This window comes from Gordonia sp. NPDC003950, assembly GCF_053605205.1.
Genome location: NZ_JBSGIT010000066.1, coordinates 1 through 1,514 on the forward strand (window position 1 = coordinate 1; position 1,514 = coordinate 1,514).

1 protein-coding gene is annotated in these 1,514 nt (G+C 67.6%); it reads left to right on the plus strand.

The features are described from left to right. Positions 1-155: 155 nt before the first annotated feature. Complete coding sequence (locus ACWETB_RS23855; RefSeq protein WP_452214070.1) at positions 156-1,454, plus strand: DUF222 domain-containing protein; 1,299 nt, start codon at positions 156-158, stop codon at positions 1,452-1,454. Positions 1,455-1,514: the final 60 nt, after the last annotated feature.

Consider the following 1,514-nt stretch of genomic DNA (forward strand, 5'->3'; position numbering starts at 1 on the left):
CGCACCCAACACCACACTCCCCCCCCCCACACACCACAAACCACCACGACAACGCGCCCGCCCGCCCGACCCCACCGCCCCCGATTCTGTCGGTGGTGATCGATACCCTGAGTCATCGAACACACCACCGATCCCGGAGGTCCACCATGCCCACCATGCCCACGCCGACCACCACCACCGCACCGACCACACCCCGATGCGACGCCACCAACCTGTTCGACACCACCCCACCCACCGAACTGGCCGCCGTCCAAATCGAAGAACGCCTCCTCGGCCACGCCGCCCAAATCGCCACCCTCACCGCACGATTCCTCGAACTCCTCGCCGAATTCGAAGACCGCCACACCTGGGTCGGCGACGGCATCCTCTCCCTCGCCCACTGGCTGTCCCTACGCGCCGGACTCTCCATGCGCACCGCCCACGACCACGTCCGCGTCGCCCGCGCCCTCCGCAACCTCCCCCGCATCCACACCGCCTTCACCCACGGACAACTCTCCTACTCCAAAGTCCGCGCCATCACCCGCGTCGCCACCCCCGACCGCGAACCCGAACTCCTCAACCTCGCTCTCTCCGCCGACGCCGCCCAAGTCGAACTCCTCGTCCGCGCCATGCGCAACATCGACGACCACCACTACCAAAAACACAACCGCCCACCACAATCCACCGCCAGCTGGCGCTGGAACACCGACAACACCCTCACCGTCAGCATGCGCCTGACACCCCTCGACGGCGCCGGCTTCCTCGCCGCCATCGTCCGCGCCGAATACGAACGCACTCGCACCGCCGACGACCCCGACATCGCACCCCTCACCGACAACCACCCCACCACCGACCCCGACACACCACCAGCCCCCGGCGACCTCTCCGACCTACACCTGTGGCGCAACACCCCCGCCAACATCGCCCCCGCCCTCATGCTCATGGCCGACACCATGCGCACAACCGTCGACGTCCCCGTCCTCGCCCCCGGCGCCGAAGTCATCATCCACACCCACGACAACGCACCCGACACCACAAGCACCGATGACAGCGACGCCACCGATCCTTCTGCGTCAGACCCCGCTGTGTCGAATCCTCCTGCGCCACCAGCCGATCCACACCTGCACAACGGACCCGCCCTCACCGACACCGAACTCGCCGAAGCCGACTGCACCGGCAGCCACCGCCACGTCGGCCACGACCGACGCGGCGTCGTCGCCCTCTGGGGCCGCAAACGCCGCTCACCCAATGCCGCGATGATGCGCATCATCCTCGACCGCGACCACACCTGCCGCTACCCCGGCTGCGGACGCACCCGCCACCTGCACGCCCACCACGTCACCTGGTGGTCCCGCGGCGGCGACACCCACCCCGACAACCTCATCCTGCTCTGCTCCACCCACCATCGCGCCCTCCACCAAGGAGCGTTCTCCATCACCATGAATCCCCCTAGGTTTCGTGCCGCTTCCTTTTGAGTCAGGAAGGATGAGCACATGCCCAAGAAGATCGATCCGGAGGTCAAGGCGCGCGCGTTG

Excerpts from the sequence above, each read along its gene's own strand:
- ACWETB_RS23855 (WP_452214070.1), top strand. The coding sequence starts at position 156 with ATGCCCACGCCGACCACCACCACCGCACCGACCACACCCCGATGCGAC.